The organism is Dyella sp. PARNA 12/25 (assembly GCF_055702865.1).
In genome coordinates, this window is the sequence record NZ_JBVQCI010000003.1 from 64028 (window position 1) to 90433 (window position 26406).

General features: G+C 62.4%; 25 protein-coding genes. 13 read left to right on the top strand and 12 right to left on the bottom strand.

What is annotated here, in order from left to right:
* Positions 1-37: 37 nt before the first annotated feature.
* Both AC0GUR_RS08000 and AC0GUR_RS08005 read right to left on the bottom strand, forming a co-directional pair.
* On the bottom strand, positions 38-394 hold the full coding sequence (locus AC0GUR_RS08000) for a c-type cytochrome (protein WP_472876930.1): 357 nt from the start codon (positions 392-394) through the stop codon (positions 38-40).
* 15 nt (positions 395-409) lie between these two features.
* Positions 410-733, bottom strand: a complete 324-nt coding sequence (locus tag AC0GUR_RS08005) for a c-type cytochrome (RefSeq protein ID WP_472876931.1) — start codon at positions 731-733, stop codon at positions 410-412.
* Between the two features lie 264 nt (positions 734-997).
* On the opposite strand from AC0GUR_RS08005, the gene AC0GUR_RS08010 reads away from it, so the two are divergent.
* Entirely contained in the window at positions 998-2077 is a 1080-nt protein-coding gene (locus AC0GUR_RS08010) for a glycoside hydrolase family 18 protein (protein ID WP_472876932.1), read from the top strand.
* 193 nt (positions 2078-2270) lie between these two features.
* On the opposite strand, the gene AC0GUR_RS08015 is transcribed toward AC0GUR_RS08010, so the two are convergent.
* Together AC0GUR_RS08015 and AC0GUR_RS08020 are read right to left on the bottom strand one after the other, a co-directional pair.
* Positions 2271-3503: a TraB/GumN family protein gene (locus tag AC0GUR_RS08015; protein ID WP_472876933.1), complete on the bottom strand. Its 1233-nt coding sequence runs from the start codon at positions 3501-3503 to the stop codon at positions 2271-2273.
* 78 nt (positions 3504-3581) lie between these two features.
* Positions 3582-4472, bottom strand: coding sequence for a carbon-nitrogen hydrolase (locus AC0GUR_RS08020; RefSeq protein ID WP_472876934.1), 891 nt, complete (start codon positions 4470-4472; stop codon positions 3582-3584).
* Between the two features lie 238 nt (positions 4473-4710).
* Between AC0GUR_RS08020 and AC0GUR_RS08025 the strand changes: the two genes are divergently transcribed.
* Positions 4711-5574 carry a SphA family protein gene (locus AC0GUR_RS08025; RefSeq protein ID WP_472876935.1) on the top strand — a complete coding sequence of 288 codons (864 nt, stop codon included), beginning with the start codon at positions 4711-4713 and terminating at the stop codon, positions 5572-5574.
* Here AC0GUR_RS08025 and AC0GUR_RS08030 read toward each other — a convergent pair.
* The 3 genes from AC0GUR_RS08030 to AC0GUR_RS08040 form a co-directional block, all read right to left on the bottom strand.
* A complete protein-coding gene (locus AC0GUR_RS08030) occupies positions 5571-6128 on the bottom strand; it encodes a YbhB/YbcL family Raf kinase inhibitor-like protein (RefSeq protein WP_472876936.1) in 558 nt (185 codons plus the stop codon). The two genes, AC0GUR_RS08025 and AC0GUR_RS08030, sit on opposite strands and share 4 nt — an antisense overlap.
* 89 nt (positions 6129-6217) lie before the next feature.
* The gene (locus AC0GUR_RS08035) at positions 6218-7255 is read right to left on the bottom strand and encodes an agmatine deiminase family protein (protein ID WP_472876937.1); all 1038 of its coding nucleotides are present in this window, start codon (positions 7253-7255) and stop codon (positions 6218-6220) included.
* 140 nt (positions 7256-7395) lie between these two features.
* Positions 7396-7731, bottom strand: coding sequence for a hypothetical protein (locus tag AC0GUR_RS08040; RefSeq protein ID WP_472877364.1), 336 nt, complete (start codon positions 7729-7731; stop codon positions 7396-7398).
* A gap of 470 nt (positions 7732-8201) precedes the next feature.
* Between AC0GUR_RS08040 and AC0GUR_RS08045 the strand changes: the two genes are divergently transcribed.
* The 3 genes from AC0GUR_RS08045 to recJ are packed head-to-tail and all read left to right on the top strand — an operon-like array spanning position 8202 to position 12750.
* Positions 8202-10109: an ABC-F family ATP-binding cassette domain-containing protein gene (locus tag AC0GUR_RS08045; protein ID WP_472876938.1), complete on the top strand. Its 1908-nt coding sequence runs from the start codon at positions 8202-8204 to the stop codon at positions 10107-10109.
* A gap of 8 nt (positions 10110-10117) precedes the next feature.
* A complete protein-coding gene (locus AC0GUR_RS08050) occupies positions 10118-11035 on the top strand; it encodes a phosphoglycerate mutase (protein ID WP_472876939.1) in 918 nt (305 codons plus the stop codon).
* Positions 11035-12750, top strand: a complete 1716-nt coding sequence (recJ, locus tag AC0GUR_RS08055; RefSeq protein WP_472876940.1) for a single-stranded-DNA-specific exonuclease RecJ — start codon at positions 11035-11037, stop codon at positions 12748-12750. Before AC0GUR_RS08050 ends, recJ begins: the two co-directional genes overlap by 1 nt.
* A gap of 4 nt (positions 12751-12754) precedes the next feature.
* Here recJ and AC0GUR_RS08060 read toward each other — a convergent pair whose 3' ends face one another.
* Both AC0GUR_RS08060 and AC0GUR_RS08065 read right to left on the bottom strand, forming a co-directional pair.
* Positions 12755-13921: a hypothetical protein gene (locus tag AC0GUR_RS08060; protein WP_472876941.1), complete on the bottom strand. Its 1167-nt coding sequence runs from the start codon at positions 13919-13921 to the stop codon at positions 12755-12757.
* Between the two features lie 35 nt (positions 13922-13956).
* Positions 13957-14805 (bottom strand): hypothetical protein, encoded by an 849-nt coding sequence (locus AC0GUR_RS08065; RefSeq protein WP_472876942.1) that lies wholly within the window; start codon positions 14803-14805, stop codon positions 13957-13959.
* Positions 14806-15039: 234 nt separating this feature from the next.
* Here AC0GUR_RS08065 and AC0GUR_RS08070 point away from each other — a divergent pair, with 234 nt between their 5' ends.
* The 3 genes from AC0GUR_RS08070 (at position 15040) to AC0GUR_RS08080 (ending at position 18920) form a co-directional block, all read left to right on the top strand.
* Positions 15040-16488 carry a DUF3300 domain-containing protein gene (locus AC0GUR_RS08070; RefSeq protein WP_472876943.1) on the top strand — a complete coding sequence of 483 codons (1449 nt, stop codon included), beginning with the start codon at positions 15040-15042 and terminating at the stop codon, positions 16486-16488.
* A gap of 2 nt (positions 16489-16490) precedes the next feature.
* On the top strand, positions 16491-17390 hold the full coding sequence (locus AC0GUR_RS08075) for a DUF2950 domain-containing protein (RefSeq protein WP_472876944.1): 900 nt from the start codon (positions 16491-16493) through the stop codon (positions 17388-17390).
* 273 nt (positions 17391-17663) lie between these two features.
* Complete coding sequence (locus tag AC0GUR_RS08080; protein ID WP_472876945.1) at positions 17664-18920, top strand: BamA/TamA family outer membrane protein; 1257 nt, start codon at positions 17664-17666, stop codon at positions 18918-18920.
* Between the two features lie 54 nt (positions 18921-18974).
* Here the strand turns inward: AC0GUR_RS08080 and AC0GUR_RS08085 are convergent, their stop codons facing one another.
* The 3 genes from AC0GUR_RS08085 to AC0GUR_RS08095 form a co-directional block, all read right to left on the bottom strand.
* Complete coding sequence (locus tag AC0GUR_RS08085; protein ID WP_472876946.1) at positions 18975-19433, bottom strand: glycine zipper domain-containing protein; 459 nt, start codon at positions 19431-19433, stop codon at positions 18975-18977.
* Positions 19434-19504: 71 nt separating this feature from the next.
* Complete coding sequence (locus AC0GUR_RS08090; protein ID WP_472876947.1) at positions 19505-20080, bottom strand: DUF4136 domain-containing protein; 576 nt, start codon at positions 20078-20080, stop codon at positions 19505-19507.
* A gap of 65 nt (positions 20081-20145) precedes the next feature.
* On the bottom strand, positions 20146-20841 hold the full coding sequence (locus AC0GUR_RS08095) for a response regulator (RefSeq protein ID WP_472876948.1): 696 nt from the start codon (positions 20839-20841) through the stop codon (positions 20146-20148).
* A gap of 566 nt (positions 20842-21407) precedes the next feature.
* Between AC0GUR_RS08095 and AC0GUR_RS08100 the strand changes: the two genes are divergently transcribed.
* The 5 genes from AC0GUR_RS08100 (at position 21408) to AC0GUR_RS08120 (ending at position 26397) form a co-directional block, all read left to right on the top strand.
* Positions 21408-22997 (top strand): sensor histidine kinase, encoded by a 1590-nt coding sequence (locus AC0GUR_RS08100; RefSeq protein ID WP_472876949.1) that lies wholly within the window; start codon positions 21408-21410, stop codon positions 22995-22997.
* The gene (locus tag AC0GUR_RS08105; protein WP_472876950.1) at positions 22952-23596 is read left to right on the top strand and encodes a response regulator; all 645 of its coding nucleotides are present in this window, start codon (positions 22952-22954) and stop codon (positions 23594-23596) included. Before AC0GUR_RS08100 ends, AC0GUR_RS08105 begins: the two co-directional genes overlap by 46 nt.
* Positions 23597-23714: 118 nt before the next feature.
* The gene (locus tag AC0GUR_RS08110) at positions 23715-24137 is read left to right on the top strand and encodes a response regulator (protein WP_472876951.1); all 423 of its coding nucleotides are present in this window, start codon (positions 23715-23717) and stop codon (positions 24135-24137) included.
* 256 nt (positions 24138-24393) lie between these two features.
* Positions 24394-24630, top strand: coding sequence for a hypothetical protein (locus AC0GUR_RS08115; RefSeq protein ID WP_472876952.1), 237 nt, complete (start codon positions 24394-24396; stop codon positions 24628-24630).
* Positions 24631-24720: 90 nt separating this feature from the next.
* The gene (locus AC0GUR_RS08120; protein ID WP_472876953.1) at positions 24721-26397 is read left to right on the top strand and encodes an amidohydrolase; all 1677 of its coding nucleotides are present in this window, start codon (positions 24721-24723) and stop codon (positions 26395-26397) included.
* The last annotated feature ends 9 nt before the right edge of the window (positions 26398-26406 follow it).

The following is a 26406-nucleotide window of genomic DNA, read 5'->3' on the forward strand; positions in this document are numbered from 1 at the left end:
GTGCGGGCCTTTTTGCGGATGCTTCCAGGGATGAGGCTTACTCGTGGTCGCCCTGGATGTGGCCATGCAGGGTGTCGAGCTTGGTCGGCAGGCTCGAGAAGTAAGCCGCGACGTCCTCGATGTCCTGCTCGGACAGCGTGGCGACGAAGCCCTTCATGATGGCGTTGCCGCGCTGGCCCGTCTTGTACTCGTGCAGAGCCTGCTGGATGTACACGTTGTATTGGCCAGCCAGGCGCGGGTACTGCGGATCCACGCCATTGCCATCGGTGCCGTGGCAAGCAAAGCAGGTGGCTGCCTTTTGCTTGCCGTTCTCGATGTTGCCGGTGGCCAGCAGCTGGGTGGAAGCAAGCGCCAGGACGGCGCCGAATGAAAGCAGGGAAAGTGCGCGCTTCATGCGGAGGTCCTTGGCTTACTTGGCGAGGCTGGAAAGGTAGGCGGCGATGTCTTCAATGTCCTTGTCGGACAGACTCTGCGCCTGCGCCATCATGGTCGGATGCTTGCGGTCACCGGCCTTGTATTCGTGCAGTGCGTTGACGATGTACTGCTGGTTTTGGCCAGCGATTTGCGGCACGGGATAGTTCGGATAGGCATTGGCGTAACCCGCTACGCCATGACAGCCATTGCACGTGTAGATCAACTTGCGTCCGGCAGCTTTGTCACCCTCGGCATGCACGCTGGCAGTGGCGAAGAAAGCTGCGGCCACAGTCAGGCCAAGCAGTTGCACTCGAGTCATCAGGAACGTCCCCACGATTCCGGCTGGAACAAGGTGAAATGTCGTCGAAGTATAGTCGTTGCATTCACGAACGGACAACATGTCGCAAGCCACTGATTCGTATCAGTGCACGGTGCCAGGATGGGTGATGGCGGTGGATTCGCTCGTCGATGGCGTGAGCGGGAGCAGCGGAGGAGGGCGCAGGTGAAGGGGACACGTTTGATCGCGAAAAGGCATCTGGGCTGCGGTTTCCGCAGGGTGTTGATGCTTGTGCTGGGGCTGACCATGAGCGTTGCGTCGGCCTTGGCCTCACCCCCTGCGGCAGATTACCGCATCGTCGGTTATGTGATGGACGCCGCGCCGCTGCCGCATGTGAGCGCGGACAAGCTTGACGCCATCAACTATGCGTTTGCCCGACTCGACCCGAAGGGCGATGTGGTCTTCCCCAGTCCCACCGCGGGCCGCTCGTTGGCCAGCTTGGTAGGCCTGCGCAAGATCAACCCGAACCTGAAGATCATCGTTTCGATTGGCGGTTGGGGAGCCGATTACTTCTCCGACGTGGCCATGGCCGACGCCACGCGCGAGCACATGGCCGAGAGCGTGGCCGCGCTGATCGAAAAGTACGATGTGGATGGCGTGGATCTCGATTGGGAATACCCCACCTTGCCAGGCGCAGGCATCAGTCATCGTCCCGAGGACAAGCGCAACTTCAGTCTGTTGCTGGAAACCCTGCGCGCTCGCCTCGACAAGCTGGGCGAGACGCACGGTGGTCGCCACTATCTGTTGACCATCGCCGCAGCGGATAGTGAGTTCGTGGCCGGCATCGAGTTAGAGCGCGTTGCGCGTTCGCTCGACTGGATCAACCTGATGACGTACGACTTCCACAACAGCCTCACGCCCACCACCGGCCATCACGCCGGATTGCATCTTTCGGAGCTTGCTCCGGCGGATGACCGCGCAGGTGACAAGGCCGTGGAACAGTTCCTGGCGGCTGGTGTGCCTGCGAAGAAGCTCAACCTTGGCGCGGCGCTCTACGGTCGCGCATTTACCGGGGTCGATCCCGCGCACGATGGGCTACAGCAGAAGTACGCCAAGTACATGGGCGACCCGTCATGGCGCGAACTGGTGGCCAGCTACGTCGACAAAAACGGCTATGTGCGGCACTGGGATGCGAAAGCGCAGGCCCCTTACTTGTGGAACCCCAAGACACGCACCTTCGTTAGCTACGAAGATCCGGAGTCATTGCGCGCGAAGGCGGCTTTCGTAAAGGCGAAAGGCCTCGGTGGCGTGATGTATTGGGAGCACGGTTTGGATCGCAACGAGGAGTTGCTGGATGTGCTGGTGCGGTCGTTGAAGACGCGCTGATCTCTTTGCTCGTCATTCCGGCGCAGGCCGGAATCCAGTTTCCGTAACACATGGTTATGGCGTCACGATCAAGGCGCTCAATTCCTTCGCGACAACTGGCTCATGACGCCACTGGATTCCGGCCTGCGCCGGAATGACGAGCGTGGAGGTGACGCGAATTCCGTAGCAAGTTCGAGCGCGGAAGCGACCCGCCTCAGAACAAGCTCTTGAAGATATGAATACCGGCGGTGTACTCGCCGATGATCGTGCCAATGCAGACCAGGAAGAAGTTAAGCAGCGTGCGTGCCACGCGATTCTTCCACCAGCCGCTCCAGTGCGTGATGTCGTCGCGTAGCGTTTCGAAATCGGCCACGCGCGGGCGTCGGATCCACGCCTCTACCATGGCACTGATGCCGCCCGACGGAATGCCGGGGCGGAAAGGTTTGATCGGACCAGCGACAAACGCGGCCAGGATGCTGAGCGGGTGACCGCCTGCCACGATGGCGCCGAGTGCCGAGAAGCCACCGGTATACAGCACCCAGTCGCGCAGTGCGGCGGCGCCCAGCGAGGTGTCACGGTGAAAAGCGAAAGCGATGGCGGCGAACACGGCCAGCACAAGCGCAAGCGCCACCCACTTTGGCCAACGTGATTTGCGCGGGGCGGCCGCCAGGGTGGCTGCTTCGAGAGTCGGATTGCCCTGCTGCGTGCGAATCTGTTCGCACAGGCCCTTCAGGTGGCCGGCGCCGATGACTACCAGCACGCGACGACCCTCGCCAAAACCGGACTGCGCCGCCTGCTCGCGCAGACGGGCGGCCATGTAAGCATCACGTTCGGCGATCAGGCTGTTATAGAGGGGCGCTGAATTTGCGGCAAATTCACTGAACGCACTCTCCAGCATGTCACCTTGCTTGAGCTTCTCGATTTCGGTTTCTTCGATGTCCTGCCGTTCAAATACACTGGCAACGAGTCCGCCTACGAGACCGAGGCGCTGCCAGAAACCCACGCTGTGGTAAGCGCGTCGCAGCGTGGTGCCCACTTCGCGGTCTACCAGCCATAGCGGCAGGCCGCGTTGTTCCGCGCCATCCATGCCTGCTTTCATTTCGGCGCCAGGTTGTATGCCGTATTGCTCAGCCAGGCGCTTCTGGAACGATGACAGCACCAGGCTCGCCGCGACCATGCCAGCCTTGCCCTGGCGAAACACCTGGAACAGATCCATCTGCTTGAACGCATCCGGATCGCGCATGCCCTGGGCGCGGCTTTCGCACAGCTCGATCGCCACGGCATCGAAGGTTTCGTACGCCAGCAGCGCCTCCACGGCCTCAACGCTGGTGCGGGAAACATGCGCTGTACCCAGCACCACATACTCCACACCGTCGCGCGTGACTCGCTCGATGGGCTGATCTCGCAAGATAGGGGGCAGGGAGTCGGCGATGTCAGTCAGGCTCATGCGGGGCGTCGATGGGTGAGGTTATCCCCTTGCATGGGGATGTCCCCGGCACGGCTCAAGCCGGCCAGGGATGACAGTTCAGTCGCGGAAGCGCTTGAGCAGGTCGCTGTAGGCGTCAATGCGGCGGTCACGCAGAAACGGCCAGATGCGCCGCACGTGCTCGCTGCGCGCCATGTCCACGTCTACGATCAACAGCTCGCGCTTGTCCGTACCGGCCTGGGCGAGAAATTCACCCTGCGGCCCGGCCACGAAGCTGGTGCCCCAGAACTGGATGCCATTGCCCACGCCAGCCTTGTCCGCTTCGTAGCCGGTGCGGTTGCACGACAGCAGAGGCAGGCCATTGGCCACGGCGTGGCCGCGTTGCACGGTAACCCATGCCTCGCGCTGACGATCCTTCTCGGCCTGTTCGTCCTTCGGGTCCCAGCCGATGGCGGTGGGGTAGAGCAGCAAGTCCGCACCCGCCAGCGCCATCAGGCGCGCCGCTTCCGGATACCACTGGTCCCAGCACACCAGCACGCCGAGACGACCCACCGAGGTCTCAATGGGATCGAAACCCAGGTCGCCCGGCGTGAAGTAGAACTTCTCGTAGAACGCCGGATCGTCCGGAATGTGCATCTTGCGGTACTTGCCGGCGATAACGGCGGAGCGATCGAACACCACAGCGGTGTTGTGATACAGGCCGGTGGCGCGCTTTTCGAACAACGAGGCCACCACCACCAGCTTGAGCTCCTCGGCCAGCTTGCCGATGCGTGCGGTGCTGTGGCCAGGAATGGTTTCGGCCAGGTCGAATTCGTCCACCGACTCGTGCTGACAGAAATACGGGCCGTTGTGCAGCTCCTGCAGCAGCACGAGTTCCACGCCCTTGGCGGCCGCTTCGCGCAGGCCCGCCTCAATGGCGTCGAGATTGGCGTCGCGGCTACCGCGGTCGGTTTCCTGCAGTAGCGCAACTTTGAGGGTCTTGCGGGTCATCGGCACGTTTCCTGAGGGACTGCCTGTGGGGACAGGTCGGCAAGTTTAGCGGATACCAACCGGCGACATGGCGCCGAGGCGTGTCGTGTCGATGGATGTGAGGGCAGTACTACAAGCGGGCAAGTCCATGCATTAGGCTGACTCGACACTGCGCGTCGGGAGTCCCATGGAGCGTTGCCGCGGATCAGGAGTGGTTTGGGGAGCGGCCGTGGTGATCACGGCGTTGGCATGTACTCCCTTGCATGCGACCGAAGGCGCCGGCGGTCTCTATCTGCTGGGTGGGCAGTCGCTGAATGCGGGTCTTACGCCGCCACCCGGCTGGTATTTCACCCTCGCAGCGTTGCAGTACCGGGGCTCTGTCGGTGGTGCGCTGCAAGGCGGCGTCAAGGTGGTTGGGCTGGACAAGCGCATCGACAGCATGGCGGCGAACCTGTTGTATGCGCCGAAGAAGAAGGTCTGGGGCGGGCAGCTGGCCGTTTCCGTCGGCGTGCCTTACGCCTATGTGCGACTCAGTGGCGAGGTCACCGGCGCGCGCACTATCCAGCGGTCTGTCAGCGGTACCGGCCTGGCCGACATGACCCTGGGAGCACGGCTGGGCTGGGTGGTGAACCCGAGCTTCACCCATGCCGTGGCGCTGACCCTGTGGGCGCCTACAGGGAACTATCAGAAAGGTTTCAACTCATCCACGGGACACAACCGCTGGGCCGGCGACGCCCTGTGGTCGTTCACCTATGCGCCGCAGAGCCTGCATACCGAGTTTTCGGCGGCGCTGGGCTATGGCGTCAACGGGCCCAATGCGGTGACGCACTATCGCAGTGGTAACGAGGCGCACCTGGAGCTTGGCGTGGGTCAGCGACTTTCGCGGCAATGGGAAGTGGGCCTGGCGGGTTACGTCTACCAGCAGGTAAGCGCCGACTCCGGTTCGGGCGCCTCGCTTGGCTCCCTCAAGGGGCGCGTCGCGGGCATCGGTCCGGCGCTCAACTACAGCACGCGGGTGGTTGGGCTTCCGATGGTGTTCACCGCGCGCTACTACCACGAGTTCGACGCCAAGCGGCACTTTGAAGGCAACCTGGCTTTGGCGTCGGCCACCGTGCACTTCTAACGTCCGTAGGTGAGCGTGGCCTGAGCGTTGCCCAGTGTGTGACTGCGCATGGCGGAACCCACTGAAGCGGCAGTCGCGCTGCTGGACACATCAAGCTTGGGTGTGTCGAGTGCGTAGATGGTAAACACGTAGTGATGCGGCGCGTCCCCGGCCGGCGGGCAGGGGCCGCCCCAACCCGTTTCGCCAAAGTCGTTGCGAAGCGTGACCGCGCCAGCGGGCAAGATGCCGCCCACGGGCAGGCTGTTGGTGGCTGCAGGCAGATCGAGCACCACCCAATGCCACCAACCGTTACCACCCGGCGCATCGGGGTCATGCACCGTCAAGGCAAAGCTGCGGGTGCCGGCCGGAGCATTCTGCCAATGCACGCTGGGTGCGCGGTTGGCCCCAGCGCAACCGTCACCGTGATAACTGCTGCTGGTGGGCAGGCGGCCTTGGTCACCATCCACCTGCAGCTGGAAATCAGCGGCATGGGCGGCAGCGGCGCAGAGGGCGACGGACAGCAAGGTAGCGATGCGGCGCATGGTGACCCTCACGCTGAGCAGGGGTCTATGCATGATGCACCTCGCTGCCCCGGCTGAGTGGACAGATATCACCCCGACCATGCCCAGGCCGGCCGGACAGGCCGACACGCCTGGGGCGTGATTTAGCCGATCAATCCGCCGGGCAGCTGCATGGTGATGCAGTGCAGGCTGCCGTTCTGCCATATCAGCGGACGGCAGGGCACCTGCACGATCTCGCGGCCCGGGTGGGCTTGGCCGATGATGCGGGCCGCCTCGTCATCCACGGCATCGCCATAGGCTGGCACCAGCACGGCGCCGTTGACGATCAGGTAGTTGGCGTAGGAGGCCGCGAGGCGGCGACCTTCATCGATGATCGGTCGCGCCCACGGCAGCGGATACAACTGGTAGGGGCGACCGTCTGGCGTACGCAGTGCGGCGAGTTCCTCGCCCATGCGCTTGAGCTCGTCGAAGTGCGGGTCGCTGGCGTCATCGCAGGCCTGATAAACGATGCGATCGCCCGGTGCGAAGCGCGCCAGGGTATCGATATGGGCGTCGGTGTCGTCGCCTTCGAGGTAGCCGTAATCGAGCCACAACACGCGGCTGGCGTGCAGGTTGTCGCTGAGGATCGCACTCATTTCTTCGCGCGACTGCTCGGGGTGGCGCTGGACCAGGCAGCGCCAGGTGGTGAGCACGGTGCCCACGCCGTCGCTTTCGATGCCGCCACCTTCCAGCGCCCAGTCGACGCGCTTGTGCGCGGCCTTGCCGAACACCCCGGCTTCGACCAGGCCGGCGATCAGCGCATCGTCCTGCTCGGCGCCGAACTTGCCGCCCCAGCCGGTGAAACGGAAATCGGTGAGCTGAAAGCGGCCGTCATTGGCCTTCAGCGTGACGGGACCCGAATCGCGCAGCCACGTATCGTCATAAGGCAGCTCGACAAAACGGACCTTCGACAGGTCGACACCTGCGCCGGTGAGCAGCGCCTGCACGCGCAAGTGCAAGGCATGGCTGGCCACCACGATGATCAACGGCTGGAAACGCGTGACTGCAGCCGCCAGCGCCACATAGGTCGTCTCCACATCGGCCAGGCGGTCGGCCCAGTCGGTGTCGGCGTGCGGCCAGGCGATCAAAACGGCCGATTGCGGCTCCCATTCGGCCGGCAGGCGCAGGCTAAGGTCAGTCATCGTGAGCGAATCTCTTGCATCAGGGGTCCGGCGCACGCTGAGGGCGGGGCCGCGAGGGATGCGAAGTGTAATCGAAGCGGCACGGCAACGCGGCCCGTGTTGCCACGGGCCGCGCGAAGACAGGCTCTGCCGTCAGGCGATCAGTTGACCGAGGCCGGGTTGGTGTTGTTGCCGGCCGGGGTATTGAGCACGGAATGAATCACGTGGCTCTGTTCAAAGTAGACGATGAAGTTGGAATAGTCCCAACGGTTGATCACCGGCTGCTTGGCATTGCCACCACCGCGCGGGGTCAGCTTGCGCTGCGGGGCGCCGTATTTCTTTTCCACCTGGTCCATGCTCATGCCGCGCGTAGGCATGTCCATGCCTTGTTCCTGCTGCACACGGTTGACGAGCATCTGTTCCGCGTGGGCAGGGGCAGACATGCCGGCCGCTGCCAACAAAGCGATCATGGTCAGGCTGATACTGAGCTTGCTGATTCCGAACTTGTCCACGGTTCCCCTCTCCGCACAAGGCGTTGCCGCGCCGTTGTAGCAGAACTGCCGGGGCTATTCCATGTGGATCTGCAGCTAGTGCGATGGGGTGGGCATTCAGGGGGCGGGCATGAGCCTCTTTACGGTCTCCGCGTAGCCCGCGTTGAGCCAGGGTGGCCACCAGCAAGCGGAGCGTGGCGCAGCGCCTGACTGGTGGTCAGGTCAAGCCGCGCACCGCTTGCTGGTGGCCACCCCGGCTCAACCCTTCGGGCCGGGTCTGTTTGCCCACCAGCCTGCGTCCTCTCTCGGTCGTGTATCGACATACACTTCCTCGCTCCTCCTTTGTCTGGCGAGCAAACAGCTCCCGGCGCGGGCTACGCGGAGACCGCAAAGAGGCTCGGGCCGTTTAGTGACCAAAGCCCGTTATCATGAGCGGCTGCGGGCGGCACCACGCCCGGCCTGGATAAGTACACCCCATGATTTCCTTCCGTCGTTTCGCCTTACGCCGCGGCAGCCGGTTGCTGCTCTCCGACATCGACCTGGTGATCCAGAGCGGCTGGCGGCTAGGCGTGGTGGGGCGCAACGGTTGCGGCAAGTCCAGCCTGTTTGCCGCGCTGCAGGGCCTGGTCGAGGCCGATTCGGGCGACCTGGATGTGCCGGCCAAACTGCGCATGGCCTCAGTGGCGCAGGAAACCCCCGCGCTGCCAGACCCCGCGATCGAGTACGTGATGGGGGGCGATGAAGAACTGGCCATCGCCCTGCGCGATGAAATGGATGCCCAGGCGCGCGGCGACACCGAGGCCATGGCCAAGGCGCACCATCGCATCGAGGAGCTGCACGGCTACGATGCGCGCGCCCGCGCCGGCCGCCTGCTGCATGGCCTCGGTTTCGCGCCCGAAACTCACGAGACCCCGGTGAAGGAATTCTCCGGCGGCTGGCGCGTGCGCCTGAATCTGGCCCGCGCCCTGATGGCGCCGTCCGAACTGCTGCTGCTCGACGAGCCCACCAACCATCTCGATCTCGATGCCGTGCTGTGGCTGGAAGAATGGTTGCGCCGCTATCAGGGTACCTTGCTGGTGATCTCGCATGACCGAGAATTCCTCGATGGCGTGATCACCCACACGCTGCATCTCAACGAAGGCAAGGCGAAGCTTTACACCGGCAACTACAGCGCCTTCGAGCGCCTGCGTGCCGAACAATTGCGCCAGCAACAGATTGCCCACGAGCGCGAACAGGCAGAGCGTGCGCACCTGCAGTCGTTCGTGGATCGCTTCAAGGCGAAGGCGAGCAAAGCCAAGCAGGCGCAGTCGCGCGTCAAGCGATTGGAAAAACTGGCGGGCACCGAAGCCGTGCGTCTCGAGCGACCCTTCCACTTCACCTTCGCGGTGCCGGATCGCTTGCCGGATTCCATGCTGCAGCTCGAAGACGTTGAAGCGGGTTACGCAGGCGGCAATGGCGAGGCCCCAACCACTATTCTGCAAAACGTTCGCTTCCGTCTGGAAGCGGGCGAGCGTATTGGTCTGCTCGGACCCAACGGTGCGGGTAAGTCGACGCTGGTGAAAACGCTGGTCGGTGAACTCGCCTCTCTGGGTGGCGAACGCAAGGCGCACAAGGACCTGAAGATCGGCTACTTCGCCCAGCACACCGTTGAAAGCCTGCACGAGGGTTCCTCGCCGTTCGATCATCTGCAGGAGAAAGCGCCGGGCGTCGGTGCGCAGGCTATTCGCGATTTTCTCGGCACCTGGAATTTCGCTGGCGATCGCGCATTTGAATCGGTGGACGGATTCTCCGGCGGAGAGCGTGCACGACTCGCCCTGGCGCTGATCGCGTGGGACAAACCCAACCTGCTGCTGCTCGACGAACCGACCAATCACCTTGACCTCGACATGCGCGAAGCGCTCGCCGATGCGTTGGCAGAGTTCGACGGCGCGCTGGTGCTGGTATCGCATGACCGCCATCTACTTGGCATGGTCAGCGACAGCTTCTGGCGCGTCGCGGATGGCGTGGTTGAAGCCTTTGATGGTGACCTGGACGACTATGCGCGCTGGCTGCGTAGCCGCGGCGGCAATGCCAAGAAAGGCAAGAAAGTGGCCGAGCCAAAGCCGGCCACGCGCAGCGAGTCGCCGGAAGATCGTCGTCGGCGCGAGGCGACGCAGCGCGAAAACGAGAAGGGGGCGCGTCAGCGCGTCAAGAAGATCGAGACACGCGTCGCCACCATTGAAGGCGAGTTGGCGACACTCGAGGCCACGCTGTCCGATCCTGCGACCTACAATGGTCCCACCGCCGAAATGATGCGACTGGGGCAGCGTCAGACAGAGCTGCGTCGCGAGAAGGAAACGCTGGAAGGTGAGTGGCTCGAGCTGTACGAGCACCTGGAGGCGTGAGTCCAACCATGCAGAACGTCGCTCCTGCGGTGGTGGATGTGTGGCTACCGGATCTGGCCCGCTTTGCGCCGGATCATCCGCTGCGTGCATGGCTGCGCAGGGCTGATCGACAGTCGCCTGGGGCCAAAGGTTATCTCGCCGGCCTGGCGGAACGTTTCGTGGTGGCCGGTGGTTTGCCCGCTGGTGCATTAACGCGCGAACTGATGAAGGCTGATGCGGACGACGCGAGCTGGCTATGCGCCGATCCTGCCTGGGTGCAGCCCGACCTCAATGGCGCGCGCTTGCTCGCCTGTGGCCAGATGCAGTTGAGCATGGAAGAGGCGCAGGCGCTGGCCAAGCCCTTGAAGCCGGTGTTTGGCGATGCAGGCATGATCCTCGAAGTATCTTCACCGGATCATTGGCACGTGCGCCTGCCTAAGGGCGCACCGGTGCCTGCTTTCGCCTCGCCCGAACAAGCCATGGGCGAAGACCTCTACGAGCATTTGCCGCAAGGTGCTGATGGCAGGCGCTGGCGCGTACTGCTCAACGAGGTGCAGGTGTTGCTGCATCAGCACCCGCTCAACGCCGAACGAAAAACACGCGGCATACCGGCCATCAACAGCCTATGGCTGTGGGGTGGCGGTACCCTGCCAAGCCATGTGCGCACGCCTCTGAAGGGTGCAATCGCCGACGACGTGTTGCTTGGCGCGTTGGCCAAGCGGGCAGGGATCGCTACGGTGAAGCGCACGCCTCAGGCTATCGAATCTTCTGCGATGAATTGGCTGGTGGACCTGCAGGACCTTCCAGCGGAAGAGATCGCGGCGAGCTGGTGGCCCAGCGTGCAAGCACTGGCATTGAAGCAACCTCTCCAGTTGAGTTTTGCCAGCGGTGAACGCTGGCTGCATCGTCCGTGGCATCGCTGGCGTTTCTGGCGAGGAAATCGGTGATGAAGTCGCTGCGCCTTCGTCGTCGTGTGCCACAGGGCACGCCGGGCGGTTGGAGCGATGCGGTCCATCCGGTGGTTCAGCAGGTCTATGCCGCGCGTGGCGTGCTGTCTCCAGAACAGGCGGAGTATCGGCTCGCCAGGCTGCTGTCGCCGGAGCAACTGGGTGGCATGCAGGAAGCCGTGTCTCTGTTGATCGAGGCCATTCGCGGCGATTGGCATATCGTCATTGCTGGCGACTATGACTGCGATGGCGCCACCGGCACTGCCGTCGCCGTGCGCGGTCTGCGCATGCTGGGCGCGAAACACGTGGACTATGTCGTACCCAATCGCTTCGTGCATGGTTACGGCTTGAGTCCCGCCTTGGTCAATTCGCTGGACCCCAAGCCACAACTGATCGTCACCGTGGATAACGGCGTAGCGAGTCTCGCTGGCGTGGCAGCGGCGCAGGCCATGGGTATTCGCGTGATCGTCACCGACCATCATCTACCCGGCAAGCAGTTGCCTGCGGCCGATGCCATGGTCAATCCCAACCTGACAGGCGATGCATTCCCCAGTAAGGCGCTGGCGGGTGTCGGCGTGATGTTCTACCTGCTGCTGGCCTTGCGCGCGGCGCTGCGTTCGCAAGGAGCCTTCGCCGAAGGGCGTGAACCGGATCTTTCCACGCTGATCGATCTGGTCGCCGTGGGAACCGTTGCGGACCTGGTGCCGCTCGATTTCAATAATCGTGTGTTGGTTGAGGCGGGCTTACGGCGCCTGCGTAGCGGACACGGTTGCGCCGGCGTCACTGCCTTGGTGGAGGCAAGCTCGCGCAGTCTCGCCACGCTGTGCGCTAGCGACCTGGGTTACGCCATTGGTCCGCGCCTCAACGCGGCGGGTCGGCTCGAAGACATGCGTATCGGCGTCGAATGCTTGCTCACCGACGAGATTGCGCAGGCGCGGCGTTACGCCGAGCTGCTGAATTCGATCAACCAGGAACGTCGCGAGCTGCAGGCGAACATGGTGGCCGAAGCCGAGCTGATGGTGTCGCATACGGCGGAGACCGATGCGGTGGGTGTAGCGCTGTATGAGCCGAGCTGGCACGCAGGTGTCGTGGGCCTGGTGGCATCCAAGCTGAAGGAGAGGCTGCACCGTCCCGTGATTGCCTTCGCCCCGGCCAGCGAGGACATGCCTGAGGAGCTGCGGGGCTCGGCACGTTCCATCGCAGGCTTCCATATTCGCGACGCGCTGGCCATGATCGATGCGCGTCATCCTGATCTGATTGCGCGCTTCGGCGGACATGCCATGGCTGCGGGCCTCAGTTTGCGAACGGAAGATTACGCGCGTTTCGCCGAGGCTTTTGATGCCATTGCACGCGAGTGGCTTGACGATGATCACCTGCAGGCCGTGCAGCTCACTGACGGCGAGCTTCCTCCCGGCGCGGCAACGCTGGAGCTCGCGCGCCAGCTGCGCGCGGCGGGGCCATGGGGGCAGGCGTTTCCCGAACCGCTTTTCGACAACGTATTCGAATGCGCAAGCTGGCGTGTGATGGGCGAAAAGCACCTTCGCCTCAATCTGCGCGATCCACGCGATGGCTCAGTGCACGATGCGGTGATGTTTAATGCCTACGAGGGCACGCCGCCACCGCAGGCGTTGCGCGCCGTCTACGAACTCGTGATCAACGACTGGCAGGGAAGGGAAAGCGCTCGTCTGCTGTTGCGCTACATCGAAGCGCTGTAGCCCGTCAGACGAGTAGGCCGATCAGGTGGGTCAGCAGCACCTTGGTGGGGATCACCGAGAGCCAGATCGGCGCAAAAGGAGCCAGCGTGGCAATCGCCACCGAGGCCGCAACGCGCGGATCAAACAGCGTGGGCTGCATGGCATAGACGTTTGCGGCCACGCTGTACAGGTCGGTGGTGGCTGAGAAATCCGGCTCGGCCAGCGCCGACGTATCGACAGTCTTGTCGTTGGCCAGCCATTTCGCTTCGAACTCCGCGCCCACCTGCCTGGCCAAGGCGCCGTACTCAAACACACCGCGGCGCCGTGTGAGCATCAGCATGCGTGCAAAGAGCAGGGGCGGACTGACCAGCAATGCGACCACCACGATAGCTGTCGCCACGGGTACGGCGATGTGATTCATCGGATCGAGGTGGAGATGGATCACTTCGTTGCCCAGCGTGCCCGCCGTGAGGACGCCAATAGCAAAGCCCAGGGGCGCGAAGATGCGTGGCGAGAGCGCGATGAATTCCAGTCCCGCCGCTTTGTCCGGATGAGAGGGCACGAGGCGGAGATCCAGCCGCGAGAGCAGGTGCAGGAAGCGCATCCACACGCCTATTCGCCATACCCAGCTGAGGATGAGGCCAAGCACCAGCGGTGAGCTCACCAGCAGATGCCACCAGCCCGCTACGGACAGGTTGAGCGGGCCCTCCGCGCGTTGCCAGTCGAGCAGCGCTTCAGGCGATACGGTGACTGCGATGGTGATCACCAACGAATACACGACGACGGCCATGCCGACCGAAGGCCACACGCCCAGGCTCAAGCGTCTCGCCGAAGCGATGGCTTGGTCGAAGCGTGGTTGGTCAGCGGGAGGCACCAGCCCGGAGTGCACAAAGTACTGCGCAATGGCCTCCAGTCGCGGAAGGATGATGTAGTCGGACAGGATCAGGATGGGAACGGCCAGAAGGAAGCGCGCATAGGCCGCCACATCACTGAAGAACGCCACCGATCTACTGCTGTGCAGGAACAGCCATTCCGCCAGGCAAATGAGGGCCAGCGGCAGCCAGCCGATGGCCACAGCGAACAGGATGCGCCGACCCGCCGCGGCGCGGTGTTCCGGCTTGATCAGGCGCATGCGCCTGAGCACGGTAACGTGGCGCGCCTCGTCGAAGATGCTCTTCCCGGCATCACTCATTGCATGGAACTCCTTGGGGTCGCTGTTGAATGCGATCAGAAGTTCCAGTTGACGCTGAAGGTGGGGCCGGAAAGATTGAGATCCTTGATGAACTTGTTACTGCTGTTCTGGCTGTAGTGGATATCGCGGTAACCCAGTGAGATATCGCCCCAGCTATAGCCGTAGGCGACGCCCGCACTGAGCTTATAGCTGGTGTTGCCGCTGCCGCCGCCAAAATCCAGGTAATAGGGGAAAAACCAGCGTTTGTTATCGAACGGTGACCAGTTGCCACGAATGCCGATGATGGCGTCGGTGGCGTGCATCTGGTTGTTCAGGCGGCCGCTGCGGTCAATATTGACGTTGCCGCCGTTGCCGTTGAGTCCGAAGTTCCAGCTGAGGTTGCCCTTGACCCACAGGTAACGCACGCCGAACAGCAGGTCAATGAATCCCTGCCCTGAGTGGGTCAGGGTATACAGGCCAGCAAGGTTCACCATGCCGCCCTTCAAACCCCAGCGCGTATCCAGGTTCGCACCAGCGCCAAAGCGCTCTCCACCGATGGCACTGAAACGCCCTTGCTCACCCGTGAAGTTCACCCAGTCAATGTCGCCATACATACCCCAATCGCCCTTGCGCACCGTGCCGTCGAGCATGAAGGCACCGCTCAAGTAGGAGAAAATGTTCTTGTTCGTCTTCGACTGCACTTGGCCACCGTTGTTGGGCAGTTGGTAGCGCGTTTCCGCGCTGACGCCGGGCAACCAGATATAGGGCTGGATGTTGCCGTGCCAGTTGCCGTCCCAGAAATCCGGGGTTTCGGCACGTGCGGCGGGAGTGGCCAACCCAGTGGCGATCGCCACGCCAAGAGCTATCAGGGAGAGTTTGGGATGTAGAATAGCGGCGCGGCGCATGGCGAATGATCCCTTCGAAATGGTGCGCTTATGGTGGAACGTTTCGCGGACAGCACACAGCGAACTATTACGTAACCGCTCCTGCGTAATTTTACGAACTCCAGGCGGCGGTAGGCATCGCTCTGAAGCGCTAGGTACTTTTACGTAGTCTTGCTACCGCATAAATGCAGTGGTCAATGGCATCCCCGAACAGTCAAGCTGTTGCAACCGCAAGCGCGGTACGGGAGCGGCACCATGAAGACGAAGATGCGTTACGGATTCCTGCGGACGTGCCTATGGTGTTTAGCCGTGCTGCCATGGGTGCTCTCGGGCACGGCGCACGCGCAAGCCAGCCAGGCGCAGGCCCAACCTCAGGCTCAGAGTCAAAAGATCTACAGTAACCAGCAGCTCGACCAGATGCTGGCGCCGGTCGCGCTCTATCCCGATGCGCTGCTCTCGCAGATATTCATGGCCACGACGTATCCCAGTGACGTCGCCGAGGCGGCCGCCTGGTCAGCGGCGAATCCCAAGGCCCAGGGAGACGATGCGATCAAGCAGATCAACACCAAGCCATGGGACCCCAGCGTGCAGTCCTTGGTGGCCTTCCCGCAGGTGTTGGCGCAGATGAAGCAGCATCCGGATTGGGTGCAGAACGTGGGTGATGCTTTCCTCGCCCAGCCGGATGACGTGATGGCGTCGGTGCAGCGTCTGCGTACGCAAGCCAAGGCAGCGGGCAATCTCACGTCGACTTCACAACAGAAGGTGGTCGAACAGGCGGCACCAGCAGGATCGAGCGGAAGCCCTACCATCATTCAGATCGAACCGGCCGACCCGCAAGTGGTGTACGTGCCGCAGTACAACCCGAGCGTGGTCTATGGCACCTGGCCCTATCCGGCCTACCCGCCGACGTATTGGCCACCGCCGTATGGTTACTACCCGGGGCAGGCCCTGGCTGCGGGCTTGGCGTTTGGCGCGGGTATCGCCATCACTGGTGCGCTGTGGGGCGGCTTCAACTGGGGTCATGGCGATGTGAACGTCAACGTCAATCGCTATAACAGCGTCAATAACGTCAACAATCGTATTTCCGGCAATGGCAACCAGCGCTGGAACCATAATGCTGACAACCGGCGCGGAACGCCGTACCGCGACCAGGGCAGTCGTCAGCGCTATGACCAGGGGCGCGGTGGTTCGCAGCAGCGCGAGGCATACCGTGGTCGCAACTCCCAGACGGACGCTAGCCGCCAACAGGCGCTGCAGAGCTTCGACCGAAGCACCAACAACGGTTCCTCCACGGCAGCTCGTCGCGGTGCCGGCGAGAGCGGTGCGCAACTCAATCGCCCCTCCGGAGACAATCGTATGGGCCAAGGTGGTGCTGGCGAACGCGGCAATATCGGTGGTGCCGAGCGCGGCAATGCCGGCGGCGGCAATCGTCAGGCCGGGGGCGGTGACTTCGGTGGTGGCAATCGCCAAGGGGCGGGCGGTGATTTCGGTGGACGGCAGCAGGGCGCCAGCGCTCGCAATAACGCCTTCAGTGGCTCGCAGTCACCGGGCTCGTCGCATTCGCAAATGAATCGCGGACAGAGCAGCCAGCGTTCCATGTCGCAGTCCCGTGGTGCCGGTGGTGGCGCCGGTCGGCAGATGTCGCGCCCAGCGCCCAGTCGGGGCGGTGGTGGTGGTGGCGGCCGTCGTCGGATAGGAGTCTGACCATGAATCGCAATCCGTGGACACTTCGCCTCGCGCTGGCCCTGACGTTGGGATCGGGCTGTGCGGTTGCCTCCCTGGCCTTTGCCCAAGAGGCCAGTTATCCGTCCGCCGACGCGGCTTCCACCGCATTTGTTCAGGCGGTGCGCGGCGGTGACAAGGTGGTACTCGCCAAGGTGCTGGGCGCGAACTGGAAGGATTACATTCCCACCGAAGGCATCGATCGCGATGACGTGGATTTGTTCCTCAAGCGATACGACGAAAGCCACCAGATCGAGACGGCCGACGGCGTGTCGCATCTCAGCGTCGGTTCGGACCATTGGGTTCTGCCGTTGCCGCTGGTACAGGGCAAGGCCGGCTGGCACTTTGATGTGAAGAAGGGTGCAGAAGAGATCCGCGACCGCCGCATCGGTGCCAACGAATTGGCGACCGAGCAGGTGATGCTCGCCTATTACGATGCGCAGCGCGATTACGCCAGCGAGGATCGCGATGGCGACCATGTGTTGCAATACGCCCAGAAGCTAAGGAGCAGTCCCGGCAAGAAGGATGGATTGTACTGGCCGGTGACGGGCACCGAGCCACCTAGCCCGCTAGGTGAGCGATTTGCAGTCAAAGATACCGGCAAGTCGGATTTCCATGGCTACCGCTATCGCATCCTCACCTCGCAAGGCGCTTCGGCACCGGGTGGCGCTTACAACTACGTGGTAGGCAACCGCATGACCAGTGGCTTCGCACTCATTGCCTGGCCTGCGGAGTACGGTGAGACAGGCGTGATGAGTTTCATGGTGAGCCACGACGGTGAGGTCTTCGAAAAGGACCTTGGCAAGAACAGCGCGACGATAGCGGCGTCGATGAAGTCGTTCGATCCCGACAGCAGTTGGGCAGAAGTCAAATCCGAGCAGTGACACGCTGGCAGCGTGCGCACCCCGGACCGCGCTAAGGCTTGATGGCGCCATTCGCCATGTACGCGAATAGCGCCATCAGGCCCTAGGTAGTTTCACCCAAGCGACTACCGAATATTTGCGCTGTGCCCCGTGTCCGCCATGGGGCAAAGTGGCTTTGCGCGTTGCTGACAAACCCTGATCAGCCCGGAACGGTTTCCGCATCTTGCGGACGTCTACGTAATAGCGCGTCCATGATCGATGGACCTGAGATCGAACACATCTGCGAGGGCCTGGATGGCACGCAAACACGCTGTTGTTTCTTCGCTGTTTGCCTTTCTGGCCTGCACCGCTCTTCGGGCTCAGGTGGCACCTGCGGATGCAGACCGAACGATGCCGGCGCGTGGTGCCCCGTCATTAACGCAAGCAAGCGGTGAAGCCGCCGGTGCACAGGCGTCCGCAACCACGCCGGAAAAGGCGAGTACTCACTGGTGGGAGGAGTTCAAGGACTCCAAGGACGGCAACCTCGACATGTCGCGTTGGCTGCTGCAGCACAAGGGTGCGCTGCTGGTACCGATCATCATCACCGAGCCAGCGGTGGGAACCGGTGGTGGAGTGGCCGCAGTATTCTTCCGGCGTCCCGCGCAGTCGGAAGAGTCCAGGGAGCGTGGCGATCGCATTCCTCCCGACATCTTCGGTGTCGCTGCATTCAAAACGGAAAACGGAACGTACGGTTACGGTCTCGGCGGTACGTTCCACTTCAAGGACGATACCTGGCGTTATGCCGGCATCGTGGGCAAGGCATCAGTCAATCTGGACTTCTATACGCAGGGTTTTCTGCAGGAGAGCAAAAAGATCGGCTACAACCTCGATGGCCTATTTACCTATCAACAAGTGTCGCGACGCCTCGGTCACAGCGACTGGTTTGTGTCGGGACGCTGGATCTACATGGATCTCGACAGCCGGCTCAACCTGCAAAGCGATCGTCAATATTTCCAGCCGAAAGATTTCGCAAGCCGTGCATCAGGCCTCGGCCTTGGACTTAGCTACGACTCGCGTGACAACACGCTGACCCCTTCGAAGGGGTGGCTGTGGCGCCTCGAGGGCACGGCGTATGCGCCGGCCTTCGGCAGTGACAACACGTTCCAAACCTACCGCGCGCACGTATACGGTTATTTCAAGCTGGGGGACGACTGGGTGCTGGGAACCCGCGCCGACTACCGCGCAGCTCGGGGCGCCGTTCCGTTCTATCAACTACCCTCCATTGATCTGCGCGGTATCGCTTATGGCCGCTATCAGGACCAGAACGTTGGGATGCTTGAAGCCGAGCTGCGCTGGAACTTTACGCCGCGTTGGGCGTTGCTTGGCTTTGGCGGTGCAGGGCGTGCGTGGGGCCGGACGCTCAACTTCAACGAGGCGAGCACACATCCTGCCGGCGGTGTGGGCTTTCGTTACCTCATCGCTCGTGCCCTGGGCCTGTATACCGGTATCGACTGGGCATGGAGCCAGGGGCAGAACGCGTTTTACATCCAGGTGGGTAGCGCCTGGCGCTGAGTGAGCAGGTGACTGCTCACTCATGATGACTAGATAACAGGCATCGTTGCGTCTCTAGCCGACGGTGTAACCCTTGCCCTTCATGCAAGCGCTATACGCCTGGCTCAAATTGGAAACATTCTGGTTTTGCACCGCGGCGGAAGCTGCGTTCTGCTCGCGCCGCTGTTCACGGGCCCGCACACCTCCCGCCACAACACCCGCTGCCGCACCCACTGCAGCACCGTGACCTGCATTATCGTTGGCCACGCCACCAATCACAGCTCCAGCAGCCGCACCACGCATGGCACCGCCGGCACGTTGTCCACCACCGACGGCCGGCCCGGTCTGCGGCGGCGGTGCGGCCTGTGTGGGCGCATTGCTTTGTGCCCATGACATGCACGCGCTCTTGTCCGCTTCCTGCTGGCTCTGGCTCTGCCCGTTGGCAGGGTAGGCGGTCGGCAACTGCTGGGCCGTCGCGTTGATGGCCACCATGGCGCAAGCCAGCGCGGTGATTTGTATGAGGGATCGATTCATGACGATGCTCCGTAACAGAAGTTAGGGAAAGCGGTGACGGCGGAAAGAGCTACACCGTCACCGTGTTGCCGTCAGCGGATGACGCCGTCCGTCTTGAGCTTGGGAATGATGGTCTTGGCAAGGTCCTGCACCGCCTGCGGGATATTGCTGCTGCCCACGCCCTTGGTTGTCACCGACCAGATGACTTTCTGCGACCTGGCGTCCCACACGGTGGTTTCGAGTGTGACTTCATCGTACTGCGTGACATCGGGGGTGGAAGCCCAGGCGCCACCCCACCAGCCGCCGAAAGGTCCAACGGGACCGCTGGGGGTGACGTTGAGTTTCTGCTCGACGCGCTGCACACGCGTGGCAAGAATCACTTCGGCTCCGGTGGCCTTGACGACGTCGCCCACTTTGGCGGAGCTCTCGCCGGAAGGAATCTGGTTGTAGCTCTGCTCGGCCTTGACGCCAGCGGCTTGCAACTGCGAAACGAAAGTGTCCTCGAACACACGTCGGTAGGTGTCGCTCTTGGTGATGCCAAGTACCAGTACGTTCGAGGCCGGCGGGCCCGGCCAGCTGGGATCTTTCCATTGATTGCTGACGCTGAACGTGGAGCACGCAGCAAGGGTGAGTGACAGGGCCAACAGGACATATCGCAGAGGTTTCATGACGTGGTTACTCCTTGTGTCGTCGTCAAGTGGAACATGGCGTGGCAGACGGGATATGTAGGATGTCAGGGTGGATTTCCGTCCTCCGTCGCCAACGCTGCGTCATACGGTGTCAAGGGAATCAGACCCAATCGTTCGGCTTCACGAATAAGCGCCACGCCGCTGTGCACGCCAAGCAGATCCAGCAATGCCTGTCGGTGGCTTTCCACCGTGCGCACGGAGATACCCAGTTCCGCGGCAATCTCACTGGTGCGCTTGCCTTTGGCCATGCATTCAATGACCTCGCGCTGTCGCCGCGTCAGTCGATGCACGGCTTCAGGCGCCTGCAGCAGCGAAGCCATGAGCTGAGGACTGATGAACTGATTGCCCGCAGCCACTTCGGCGATGGCGGTGAACAGTTCGCTGCTGGGCGACTGCTTGAGCACATAGCCGTTGGCGCCCGCCTGCATGGCTTCCCGCACGATCAGCGGCTCGCTATGCGTGGAAAGCACTAGGATGGGTATGGCGCTGCCCTGGCGGCGCAGTCGGCGCAGTGCCTGCAAGGCACTGAAAGGCGGCATGGCGATGTCGGTGATGACCAGGTCGACCTCATCGGCGAGTACGGCCTCGATCAGGGCTTCTCCGTCATGCACGATGCGAACAGAGTTGGTGCGTCGCGCCAGCAGGCCGGCAAGCCCCTCGGCCACGCAGCGATGCTCATCGGCCAGCAATACCCGCAGCTTGCGTGTGCTGTTTCCCGGCACGTTTGTGCGTGTCTTCATGCGTCAACGCCGAAGGTGGCAACGAGCGGGTAGCCAACGAACGTCGACGTCGTGCATCCGTTGAACGATGCAGATGTGTGTTGAGCCCTAGCAAGGGTGCCGGCTCGTAGCGGCCGTGTTGTCAGTGGATCGGGCAGCGCACCACAACCTGTGCCAGCGGGTGCGGTAGTCGTGGTTATCCGGGATCGCGCGAATTTGAGTCTCATGGCCTGTCGGTCCCCGCCTCGGCTGCTCTTCTGCCGAACGTGAGCTTGGCCCGTCAGGACTTGCGGCGTAAGCGAACTTTCACTCAAACACGGTCAGTAAATTTACCAAGGAACCGCCGAGGCGCCGTCCTGAGCGTGCAATTTGCCGTCGGGATGACGTGAAAACCGCGCGAAGGCTGTGCGAGTAACACAACCTGCTTCTGGGGCGGTTTGATGCCTCTCCGTAGAACTACGCAAATCGTCACGAAGATATGACAGTCCGCGTGAGCAAATGCGGCTTGGCTCCTTAGGGGAGGGGCCAGATAGCTCTGTCGGACACTGTTCTGTGTATAGGGGACGTTGGATGCATGGAGCAACGGAATGACCACCAGGAACGCACCCGGGGCCGATTTGCCCTCCCTGGGCAGGGGCATCGGCATGTTTGGTGTTGCGGTGGCCGCGCAGTGGCTGTCGCTGGTGCTTTGGGATCGCGAAGGCGATGCACAGATGGTGTGGCTGGCCGGCCCTCTGTTGCTGGGCGCGCTGGTCAGCGACGCGCAACGCTATTGGCTCTGGTACAGCCTCGGCTGGCTGGTGGGAATGATTTCGTCCGGCGCCCTGTTGAAGCTGCCTCTCGCGGGCATGGCAGTCCTTGGCGTTACGGATCTCGTGCTTATCAACCTCGCCGCATTCGCGCTGGTACGTATCGGGAAAGACCGGGCCATCGATGATTTCCGCAGGTTGATCGTTTTTCTGCTGGTTGCTGTCGTGCTGCTACCGCTGGTGGCCGCCGGCGTGGTGGCTCAGCTGGCCAGCTTGCTGTCGATGCCCACATGGCTCTCGCAGAACTGGTGGCATGTCGCGCTGGCCGACGCGTTGGGTTACGCGTTGCTGCCACCGGTGATCATCAGCCTTGCCAATCCAGGCTCGGCATTACGACGAGACGCCTTGCCCGCGTGGAACGTAGTGCTAGGTATCGGTGCCGTGCTGGTGCTGATCTGGCTGGCATGGCGTGAGCTGGGTGCGTTGCCAACAGCGCGCCCGCTGTTATTGCTTGCCCCGGTGCCACTGGCGATTTTCGTCGCGATGCGTGCGCAGATGCCGGGTACCTGTCTGCTCAGCCTCATTCTCGGGACGATGGCCATCCAGCTCAGTCTCGACGGAAGGGGGCCTTTTACACAGCCGGATCCGCAATACACCACGGTGGGTGTGCAGTTGTGGATGCTTGGCATGGCGATGGCGTCCCTGTTTCTCGCCGCACTGGTGGAGCAGCGTCGAACCGTCATGCGCACGCTGTCGGCCACCAGTACCGAAGTGCGAGAGCTCGCTGGGCGCCTTATCGTGGCCCAGGAGCAGGAGCGGGCCCGCATCGCGCGTGATCTGCACGACGACATCAATCAACGCCTGGCCGTGGCCTCGATTCGCCTGAGTGCCTTGCGTCGCAAACTGGACGAGAACAATCGCCAGGACGTCAGCCTGCTGCAGAGCGACCTTATCGGCTTGTCCGAGGATGTTCGCCGCATATCGCACGATCTTCATCCGAGCATGCTCAGCCAGACCGGCCTCACCGCAGCGCTGGCCGGGCTTTGCCAGTCGCAGCGTCATCGACATGGCCCGGAGATCGAACTGAAGGTATCGCCGCAGGCCAAGGATCTGTCCGAGGACATTTCGCTCTGCCTGTATCGCGTAACGCAGGAAGCATTGAGCAATGCGTTACGGCACGCGTCGGCACAGCACATCGAAGTTGCCCTGGATATTGGCCGCGATCGTGTGGATCTCAGCATTGCCGATGACGGCAAGGGCTTCGAATCAGAAGGGCGGGGGCGCCGAGGGCTTGGGCTCATGAGTATTGATGAGCGGACCAAGCTGCTTGGTGGGAGTTACCAATTGCATTCCACACCGGGAAAAGGGACTGAATTATGCATATGCATTCCGCTAGGAACCTCCATGCAGCTGCAAGGCCAAGCCTGATCATTGCCGACGACCACCGGATGGTTGCCGAGGGGGTGCAGCACATTCTTGATGATGATTTCGAGTTGCTCGATATCGTTGCCGATGGCGATGCCTTGGTTGACGCAGTGCGTCGCCTGAAGCCGGACATGGTGGTGGCCGACATCAACATGCCTCGCTGCAACGGCATGGATGCACTCAAGCGGTTGCGGCAGGAAGGCGTGGATACACGTTTCGTGTTTCTCACCATGCATATGGAGCCGGCGCTGGCGGTCGCTGCGCTGCGTGCCGGTGCCAGCGGCTACATTCTCAAGAGCTCGGCCGGTGAGGATCTGCGCAATGCCACGCAACAGGTGATGACCGGTGGTACCTATGTCACGCCGGCGCTGGGTGCGCGATATATCAGCGGTCAGCTGACCGACATGCGCAATCTCACCTCCAAACAGCTGCAAGTGCTCAGACTGGTGGGCGAGGGCCTGCGTTCGAAGCAGATCGCCTTGCAGCTCGGCTTGTCGGTGCGGACGGTCGAGGCCCACAAGTACACGATGATGCAGGTGCTGGGCGTGCATTCCACCCTCGAACTCGTGCGCCGGGCCGAAGATTTGGGCCTGCTGTTCTAGCAGAAAGCAGGTAAGCCGTAGTTTTACGTAGTGATGAGTCGGTTCTCTTTCGGTGGCGCGAGTACTCGCATTGGACGATGCTCACTCTCGTGGTGTCATCCATGGACAGAGGACGAGCGTGAAGCGCGCCACCATCGTATTGGCCGAAGATCATCCGCCTGTCGCCGAGCAGATTCGTGCGTTGCTCGGTGAGGAGTTTGGCGTGCTCGCGGTGGTGTCGCACGGCGAGGCCTTGATCAAGGCCGTCCGGCGATTGCGGCCGGATGTGGTCGTGACAGATATCAGCATGCCAGGCATGGATGGCATGCAGGCTGCGCGGGAACTGCTGGCAGAACAGCCGGGTTTGCCGATCGTCTTTATCACGGTGCACGACGATCCCAGCCTGGCCCAGGCCGCATTGGCTATCGGCAAGGGCTACGTACTCAAAGCGGCGGCAGGAGACGAGCTGCCCGACGCGATAAGAAGCGTGCTGGATAACCGGTATTTCGTATCGCCGGCACTCGGCAGGGTCGACATGCTGGTCGATGGACCACACTTTTGATCGTGGTTCCACCAGGGGCGTACAAGGGGCGCGAGCCGCAGTGCTTCAGGGATGAAACACTTGTCGGCAAACAAACGCATCGCCGTGTTGGAAAGTGATCGATGTAGTCATTTTCCTACGTAAAAGTGCGCAACTGACCGATAGGATCGTCGGGATAACAAGTGCAAGCTTGATGGGTCCGGAACGGACAGGTCAGCGGGTTTTCACCCGCTTGATCAGGTGGTCGAAGGGCTCTCTTTTTTTACAGGGTTTGATCATGGTCACCTATTCGCTCAAGCAATCCCCCGAAGGGTTGTGGTCTGTATGCCGCCTGGGCTTTTCGCTGTTCAGCGACCTTCGGCTTGGCGCAGCCATCAAGCTGGCTCGTGAAGTGGCGCGTGACGAGCATCTGCGGTCTGGGCGCCCGGTCTGTGTGGAAATGCCCGGCATGGGTTCATCGATCCGCTTGGCCCAATACGCCCGTTTTGCCGCCCCCCTGGAGAAGGCGGCGTAATCCGATGCTCTGCCCATTCTGTTGCAGGGCCGCTTGTTTGAAAGGATAAGGCTAGGCAAAGTCGCGGGACCTTCCGGTCGGGACCCGTCCATGCGTCTTTCGCTCCGCCGCTCTTCAATAGCCCTGCTTGTGCTCGCGGCCCTGCCGCTGCACGCGACCACGCTGTTGGTCAACGCGCGTATCCACACCATGGATCCCGCTCATCCGGAAGCCACGGCGCTGGCCTGGAAGGATGACGGCCGCCTGCTCGCTGTGGGCGATAGCGACGATCTGGTGAAGCGCTATGCAGGCGCGAGCAAGACGGACGCCAAGGGGGCCACCGTCATCCCCGGCCTCATCGATGCGCACGGCCACATGCTGGGTCTGGGTATGACCCACATCGAAGTGGATCTGGTGGGGGCGAATTCTCGCGCCGAGATCATCGAACGGCTCAAGGCTGGTGCCGCCAAGCTGCCCAAGGATGCCTGGCTGGTGGGGCGCGGCTGGGACCAGAACCGTTGGGCCGATAAACACTTTCCTACCGCCGCGGATCTGGATGCCGCGTTCCCCGATCGACCGGTGTACCTGGAACGCATTGACGGCCACGCGGCATGGGTCAATACCGCGGCCATGAAGCAGGCCGTCAAACCGCTGGATGGCAACTGGCAGCCCGAAGGCGGTCGCATCGTGCGCGTCGGCGCCCGGGCCAGCGGTGTACTGGTGGATGGCGCCGTAGGTCTGGTGGCAAAGGCAATCCCGCCGCTGACGCATGAGCAGACACGAGAAGCGTACAAGGCGGCATTCGCTGACGCAGTGGCATCCGGACTCACCGGAGTGCATGACCCCGGCACGAGTCTCGAAGACTTCAAGGTGCTGCAGGAAATGGCTGCCGCGAAGGAGATCCCGCTGCGCCTTTATGAAATGGCTGACGGCAACCACGCCGCCTTGGATTGGCTCTGCGATCAGGGCGGACGCTGGACCGACGCAGGTGGTCGCCTGCAAATGCGCACCGTGAAGTTGTATATGGACGGTGCACTAGGTAGTCGTGGTGCAGCCTTGCTCGCGGACTACAGCGACGATCACGGCAATCGCGGCATCCTGGTGACCCAACCCGATGCTTATCGCACCGCGGTGGAGAAGGCGTACCGCTGCCATGTGCAGGTCGCTACGCACGCCATCGGCGATCGCGGCAATCGCATGGTGCTCGATACTTATCAAGCGGTGCTTGGCGATCACGCCGACAGCGATCACCGCTGGCGCGTCGAGCATGCGCAGATCGTCGCGCCGGATGACATCCCGCGCTTCGCCACCTTGCGAATCATCGCCTCGATGCAGCCTACGCATGCCACCTCTGACATGCCCTGGGCCGAGCAGCGCCTGGGCGCCGAACGCCTGAAGGGCGCCTATGCCTGGCAGCGCTTCATCCAGGAAAACGTGCCGTTGGCCTTCGGCTCCGACTTCCCCGTTGAGCACGTCAATCCCATGCTTGGACTTTATGCGGCTGTCACCCGGCAGGATCTCAACGGTCAGCCGCCGGGTGGCTGGTTGCCGGATCAGCGCGTGAGTCGCTTGCAAGCGCTTGCCGGTTTTACACGTGCTGCGGCCTACGCGGCCTTCATGGAAAACGAAGTGGGCATGCTCAAGCCGGGCCTGCGCGCGGACTTCGTGATACTCAGCGATGATCTGATGACGGTGCCGCCACGCAAGATCGCCGACCTGAAACCGATCAGTACCTGGGTGGATGGCAAAGCGGTTTACACAGCCGCAAAGACAAACGCCACGCAGTGATGCGTGGCG

Coding starts and splice junctions, on each gene's coding strand:
- AC0GUR_RS08000 (WP_472876930.1), bottom strand. CDS start 394: ATGAAGCGCGCACTTTCCCTGCTTTCATTCGGCGCCGTCCTGGCGCTT.
- AC0GUR_RS08005 (WP_472876931.1), bottom strand. CDS start 733: ATGACTCGAGTGCAACTGCTTGGCCTGACTGTGGCCGCAGCTTTCTTC.
- AC0GUR_RS08010 (WP_472876932.1), top strand. CDS start 998: ATGAGCGTTGCGTCGGCCTTGGCCTCACCCCCTGCGGCAGATTACCGC.
- AC0GUR_RS08015 (WP_472876933.1), bottom strand. CDS start 3,503: ATGAGCCTGACTGACATCGCCGACTCCCTGCCCCCTATCTTGCGAGAT.
- AC0GUR_RS08020 (WP_472876934.1), bottom strand. CDS start 4,472: ATGACCCGCAAGACCCTCAAAGTTGCGCTACTGCAGGAAACCGACCGC.
- AC0GUR_RS08030 (WP_472876936.1), bottom strand. CDS start 6,128: ATGCATAGACCCCTGCTCAGCGTGAGGGTCACCATGCGCCGCATCGCT.
- AC0GUR_RS08035 (WP_472876937.1), bottom strand. CDS start 7,255: ATGACTGACCTTAGCCTGCGCCTGCCGGCCGAATGGGAGCCGCAATCG.
- AC0GUR_RS08045 (WP_472876938.1), top strand. CDS start 8,202: ATGATTTCCTTCCGTCGTTTCGCCTTACGCCGCGGCAGCCGGTTGCTG.
- AC0GUR_RS08050 (WP_472876939.1), top strand. CDS start 10,118: ATGCAGAACGTCGCTCCTGCGGTGGTGGATGTGTGGCTACCGGATCTG.
- recJ (WP_472876940.1), top strand. CDS start 11,035: ATGAAGTCGCTGCGCCTTCGTCGTCGTGTGCCACAGGGCACGCCGGGC.
- AC0GUR_RS08060 (WP_472876941.1), bottom strand. CDS start 13,921: ATGAGTGATGCCGGGAAGAGCATCTTCGACGAGGCGCGCCACGTTACC.
- AC0GUR_RS08065 (WP_472876942.1), bottom strand. CDS start 14,805: ATGCGCCGCGCCGCTATTCTACATCCCAAACTCTCCCTGATAGCTCTT.
- AC0GUR_RS08070 (WP_472876943.1), top strand. CDS start 15,040: ATGAAGACGAAGATGCGTTACGGATTCCTGCGGACGTGCCTATGGTGT.
- AC0GUR_RS08075 (WP_472876944.1), top strand. CDS start 16,491: ATGAATCGCAATCCGTGGACACTTCGCCTCGCGCTGGCCCTGACGTTG.
- AC0GUR_RS08080 (WP_472876945.1), top strand. CDS start 17,664: ATGGCACGCAAACACGCTGTTGTTTCTTCGCTGTTTGCCTTTCTGGCC.
- AC0GUR_RS08085 (WP_472876946.1), bottom strand. CDS start 19,433: ATGAATCGATCCCTCATACAAATCACCGCGCTGGCTTGCGCCATGGTG.
- AC0GUR_RS08090 (WP_472876947.1), bottom strand. CDS start 20,080: ATGAAACCTCTGCGATATGTCCTGTTGGCCCTGTCACTCACCCTTGCT.
- AC0GUR_RS08095 (WP_472876948.1), bottom strand. CDS start 20,841: ATGAAGACACGCACAAACGTGCCGGGAAACAGCACACGCAAGCTGCGG.
- AC0GUR_RS08100 (WP_472876949.1), top strand. CDS start 21,408: ATGACCACCAGGAACGCACCCGGGGCCGATTTGCCCTCCCTGGGCAGG.
- AC0GUR_RS08105 (WP_472876950.1), top strand. CDS start 22,952: ATGCATTCCGCTAGGAACCTCCATGCAGCTGCAAGGCCAAGCCTGATC.
- AC0GUR_RS08115 (WP_472876952.1), top strand. CDS start 24,394: ATGGTCACCTATTCGCTCAAGCAATCCCCCGAAGGGTTGTGGTCTGTA.
- AC0GUR_RS08120 (WP_472876953.1), top strand. CDS start 24,721: ATGCGTCTTTCGCTCCGCCGCTCTTCAATAGCCCTGCTTGTGCTCGCG.